This is a genomic window from Devosia sp. (assembly GCF_034675085.1).
Lineage (GTDB): Bacteria > Pseudomonadota > Alphaproteobacteria > Rhizobiales > Devosiaceae > Devosia.
Window position 1 is genome coordinate 1 of sequence record NZ_JAUCDN010000255.1, and the last position, 4,743, is coordinate 4,743.

General features: G+C 65.1%; 6 protein-coding genes. 2 read left to right on the forward strand and 4 right to left on the reverse strand.

The annotated features are described in order from the left end of the window. The coding region (locus VDP82_RS14030; protein WP_323015470.1) for an undecaprenyl-diphosphate phosphatase at positions 1–333 on the forward strand (333 nt) is incomplete at its 5' end. A gap of 57 nt (positions 334–390) precedes the next feature. Here VDP82_RS14030 and VDP82_RS14035 read toward each other — a convergent pair. Both VDP82_RS14035 and VDP82_RS14040 read right to left on the reverse strand, forming a co-directional pair. Continuing rightward, positions 391–1,014: an outer membrane lipoprotein carrier protein LolA gene (locus VDP82_RS14035; RefSeq protein WP_323015471.1), complete on the reverse strand. Its 624-nt coding sequence runs from the start codon at positions 1,012–1,014 to the stop codon at positions 391–393. Between the two features lie 70 nt (positions 1,015–1,084). After that, positions 1,085–1,864, reverse strand: coding sequence for an alpha/beta hydrolase (locus VDP82_RS14040; RefSeq protein WP_323015472.1), 780 nt, complete (start codon positions 1,862–1,864; stop codon positions 1,085–1,087). 179 nt (positions 1,865–2,043) lie between these two features. Here VDP82_RS14040 and infC point away from each other — a divergent pair, with 179 nt between their 5' ends. Next, positions 2,044–2,580, forward strand: coding sequence for a translation initiation factor IF-3 (infC, locus tag VDP82_RS14045; RefSeq protein ID WP_323015475.1), 537 nt, complete (start codon positions 2,044–2,046; stop codon positions 2,578–2,580). A 62-nt stretch (positions 2,581–2,642) separates the two neighbouring features. Here infC and VDP82_RS14050 read toward each other — a convergent pair whose 3' ends face one another. Next, entirely contained in the window at positions 2,643–3,536 is an 894-nt protein-coding gene (locus VDP82_RS14050) for a ribokinase (RefSeq protein ID WP_323015473.1), read from the reverse strand. 39 nt (positions 3,537–3,575) lie between these two features. Continuing rightward, positions 3,576–4,445 carry an arylamine N-acetyltransferase gene (locus VDP82_RS14055; RefSeq protein WP_323015474.1) on the reverse strand — a complete coding sequence of 290 codons (870 nt, stop codon included), beginning with the start codon at positions 4,443–4,445 and terminating at the stop codon, positions 3,576–3,578. Positions 4,446–4,743 lie beyond the last annotated feature (298 nt).

Genomic DNA, 4,743 nt, shown 5'->3' on the forward strand with positions numbered 1-4,743 from the left:
AGCCTGGTGCCGGGCGTGTCGCGTTCGGGCTCCACCGTGGTGGGGGCCATGCTGGGCGGGGCCAGCAAGCGCAGCGCCGCCGAGTTCACCTTCTTCATCGCCCTGCCGATCATGATCGGCGCCTTCGGCTACGATCTCTACAAGAGCCGCGAGCTGATCGACATGAGCCTGGGGCTGAACATCGCCATCGGCTTTGCCGCCGCCTTCGTGGTCGGGGCGCTGGTGGTGCGCTATCTGCTCGATTTCGTCAGCCGCCACGGCTTCGCCCCCTTCGCCTGGTGGCGGATCGCGGTGGGCGGGGCCGGCCTCATCGCGCTATGGCTGGTAAATTAATATAATAAAATCAATAGCTTAGATGCGTGTTTGGGATAAGGTCGTGCCCAAAAAGCCCTATTGCTGCATGGGCTTGAAGGTGGCGGGAATGGAGAAATAGGCGCGCGGAATCTGCACGTCCTTTTCCACGTCATAGAGCGAAAAGCTCAGCTCCGCCCCGCTGGGCTCGACCAGGCTCCACTGCACCAGATCCTTGCTGTCGGTGTCGAAGATCAAGGACACCTGCACCGTGCCGGCCACGGTCTGGTCGATCACCGTCACCGACAGATATCCGTCCGAAAGGCGCACATCGACCACATTGGCGCGCATCAGGTCGATGGTTTCGCCCAGGAACTGGCGCAGCGGGATCGAATCCTGCGGATAGGCGTAATAGGTTTCCTCGCGCCGGTTGAGCACGTAAAAACCCCGTCCCACCGAGACGATCTCCTCGCGGCTGGGCGGGGCATAGCGGAAAGCGATCTTGTTGGGCCGCTCGAGAAAGAACGTGCCCTCGCTGCGCCCGCCATTGGTGTCGATCTGCAGGAACCGCCCGACCATGGTGCGAATGGCCGAATTATGGGCATTGATCTGGCCGATCAATGTCTGCTCCTCGGGCGTCAGCGCCCGGTCCAATGCCCAAACGGGCAGGCTCCCGGCGAGAAGGGCGGCAAAACCGAGCAGCAAGGCATCGCGGCGAATCATGAAATCAGTCCCTGGCTGGCGAATGGGTTGAAGCTACCCTAGAAAGCGATTGCGGCAACAGCGGGTTCCGCTATTCCGCTTTCGCCAGTTTCAGCACGGCGGCGCGCATCAACTCCAGATCGGCCTCGCGGCTCAGCCGGTGGTCGCCATCGGGCACCATGGTCAGCGTCACCGGATCGTGCAGGATCCGCGTCACCAGCGCCAGGGCATGGGCCGGCGGCACGTCGGGGTCCTGGCCCCCTTGCAGGATGATCACCGGGCAGCCGGTCTCGATCACCCCGCCAAACAACAGGTGCTGCGCCCCGTCCTCGATCAGCCCGCGGGTGATGCGATAGGGCTGGTCCGAATAAAGGCTGGGCTGCTCCACATATCCCTTTTGCTCCAGCTGCGCCCGCTCCTCGGGGGTGAAGCTGGGCAGCATCAGCTCATGGGTCATGTCCGGCGCCGGCGCGATCAGCACCAGCCCTCGGGCCGGTTTTCCCTTTGCCAGCAGGCGCTTGGCCAGCAGCAGCGCCAGCCAGCCGCCCATGGACGAGCCGACCACGATCTGCGGCCCTTGTGTCAGCGCCATCACCGCCTCGGCCTCTTCGAGCCAGCGGCTGATGGTGCCGTCATTGAAATCGCCCCCCGAAATCCCGTGGCCGGAATAGTCGAAGCGCGTCACCGCCAGCCCCTGCTCCGCGCCCAGGGCATCGAGCGCCAGCGCCTTGCTGCCGGCCATGTCCGAACGATAGCCGCCCAGCCAGAACAGGCCCGGCGCGCTGCCCGCCCGCTGCTCGACGGCGATGCTCCGCTCCGCCTTGCCGGCGCCGACGGCGAGGGTGACGCGCTGGGGAGGTGTTATGGTCATGGGGCCTCTTTCGTGTTACAAGGGGCTTGTTAGCCATGCTGCAACGCCATGGCAACCATGGTGCCTTCAGGGGCGCCGAAGCCCCGAAATTGTGCAGTTTAGCCAGTTGACTTATCGACCGGCTGCCACGATTTTATGGCCGATTTCAAGCGCTGTCCCACAATACAAGGAACCTTGCCATTCGCCGTCCCATGAGACCCGTCGCGCCCCAGAAGGATGGGCCGCTCTCGAACGAGGATATCACCAGCCCCGACGTCCAGTTGATCGACGCCGAAGGCGAGAACCGGGGGATCGTCCGCACCCGTGAGGCTCTCGCTGAAGCCCAGGAGCAGGGACTCGATCTTGTCCTGATCTCTCCCAATGCCAACCCACCGGTCGCCAAGATGCTCGACCTGGGGCGCTTCAAATATGCCGCGCAGAAAAAGGCGGCCGAGGCGCGCAAGAAGCAGAAGGTGATCGAGGTCAAGGAAGTCCAGCTGCGTCCCAATGTCGGCACGCATGACTACGACACCAAGATGAAGGCGGTGCATCGCTTCCTCGAAGAGGGCGACCGGGTCAAGGTGACCATGCGCTTCCGTGGCCGCGAGATGGCTCACCAGGATCTGGGCATGCAGCTCCTGCTCAAGGTCAGGGAACAGACGGAAGCTATCGCCAAGGTGGAAAGCCAGCCGCGCTCGGAAGGCCGGCAGATGGTCATGGTGCTGGCGCCCAAATAAGCCGGGCTGCCCGGTCGCATTGACAAAGGCAGGTCCATGGACCTGCCTTTTTGTTTGCGCCCTCAGCCCAGGGCCTTGTCCACCGCCTCGGCAAGGGGAATGGCCGGCTGCGCGCCGGGATTGAGGCAGGCCAGGCTCCCCGCCACGGCGGCCCGGCGCATGGCCGCTTCCAGCCCCAGCCCGGCATCGAGCCCGGCGGCCAGATAGCCGCAAAACGTATCGCCCGCGCCCACGGTATCGACCGGCTTGACCGGCAGGGCTGCGACGCTGATGGCCTCGCCTTGCCGCGTCACCGCGCGGGCGCCGTCCTTGCCCAGGGTCACGATCACGGTCTGGCCGTGGCGGCGCGCCCAGTCGGCCATGGCCGGGTCGAGCTCGGCAAGGCCGCGCCCGCTCAGCAGCTCGAATTCGGTTTCGTTGGCGATCAGGATATCGGCCTTGGGCGCCAGTGCCGCGGTGCTGTCGAGGAATGGCGCGGTGTTGAGGATCGAAATCATGCCCTGCCGCCGCGCCAGCTCCAGCGCTCGTTCCGTCGCCGCCTGCGGAATTTCCTGCTGCGTCAGCAAGACCCCGCCCCGGGCAGTGCCCAGTTGGGCTTCGGCGTCCTCGGGGCTCACCGTGCCATTGGCGCCCGGCAAGACGGCGATGACGTTCTCGCCGTCTTCATCGACGAAGATCATGGCTATGCCGGTAGGCCGGTCCACCACGCGCAGGCCCGAAAGGTCGACCCCATCCCGGCGCAGCAATTCCAGCGCCAGCTCGGCAAAGGGATCGTTCCCCACCGCCGAGATATGGCGGACCTGGGCCCCGGCCCGGCGCGCCGCCAGCGCCTGGTTGGCGCCCTTGCCGCCCGCGGCCATGGAGAAGGTGCCGCCCGAAACGGTTTCGCCCGGTTTGGGCAGGCGGCTCACCGTGCCGACCTGGTCGAGATTGGTGGAGCCGAAGACGGTAATCATGAAGGCCTCCCAGCCGGGTTGTCGGCGGCTTCTACCACGCTATTGCGGGTCCGCCACCCCGGGCTCTTCCGCCGGGGCCGGAGGCACACCGGCCCGGGTCAGAACCGCGGCGAAAAGTGGCTCGATGACGGCGGGCGGCGGCAATTGCAGCCCGAAGAGATCGACCAGCGTCTCGCGCATCTCCCCGGCGCTGGTGAGCAACCGGGTTTCGGGCTCTTCCCCCGATGCATGGATGGTCAGGCGATTGTCGCGCAAATTGATGCGCTTTCCCGGCGGGGCCAGCGACAGGCGCAGCTCGCGCCGGAACCCCGATTCGGGATCGGTGGAAAGATAGGTGTTGGACCGGGCATAGTCCGCCACGGTTTTTTCCTCGGTCTCGAAGAGATAGACCGGGCGCCATTCCTCGCCGATCTTCACTTCCAGCCGCCACACCGGATCGCCCCCGAGCAGGCGATAGGTTTCGTGCGGGGTGGCTTGTTCCACGTCGCGCTTGAGCTTGAGCGGCGCGGTAGGCGTCATGCCGCCGAAGCCGGCATCGGCGATATAGTTGGAGCCCCCGATCTCGACCAGCACCAGCATATGGTGCGGCTCGACATTCACCGCATCGGGATTGGACCACAGCACCCGCGCCGAAAGGCCGCGCACGCTGTAATCCAGCTCGCGCAGCACCGCCATGAGCAGCAGATTGTGCTCGTAGCAATAGCCGCCCCGGCGGTCGGCCAGCAGCTTCTTCTCTATGGCGCCCAGCTCCAGCGAGACCGGCAGGCCGAGCAGGGGATTGAGGTTTTCGAAGGGAATCGCCGCCGGATGCAGCGCGATGATTGTTTCGAGTGTCGCCAAGGTCGGGGCAATTGATCCGGCAAAGCCGATTCGCTCGAAATAGGCGTTCAGATTGACCTTTTGGCTCATTGGCCACCCATGCCGCTATTGTCGTTGCCGGCCAATATGGGCATTTGCGGCCGCCCTGTCACGGCTCCATTGCGCCCTTTGCCGGCCCAAACCGGCTTGACGGCGTGATTCCCCGCCCGCGCAAGGGACGCGGAGATCGGCTTCAGCCGTCACTTTTGCGCACGCGGATGACCACGTCGACATGAGTTACCTTCATGCCCTTGGGCGCGTCGGGCAGGGCGGTGAAGGCCACCGAGGAGGCGGGAATGTCGATCATGCGCTGCTCGTCCTCCACAAAGAAATGGTGGTGGTCCGAGGT

Excerpts from the sequence above, each read along its gene's own strand:
- VDP82_RS14040 (WP_323015472.1), bottom strand. The coding sequence starts at position 1,864 with ATGACCATAACACCTCCCCAGCGCGTCACCCTCGCCGTCGGCGCCGGC.
- VDP82_RS14050 (WP_323015473.1), bottom strand. The coding sequence starts at position 3,536 with ATGATTACCGTCTTCGGCTCCACCAATCTCGACCAGGTCGGCACGGTG.
- VDP82_RS14035 (WP_323015471.1), bottom strand. The coding sequence starts at position 1,014 with ATGATTCGCCGCGATGCCTTGCTGCTCGGTTTTGCCGCCCTTCTCGCC.
- VDP82_RS14055 (WP_323015474.1), bottom strand. The coding sequence starts at position 4,445 with ATGAGCCAAAAGGTCAATCTGAACGCCTATTTCGAGCGAATCGGCTTT.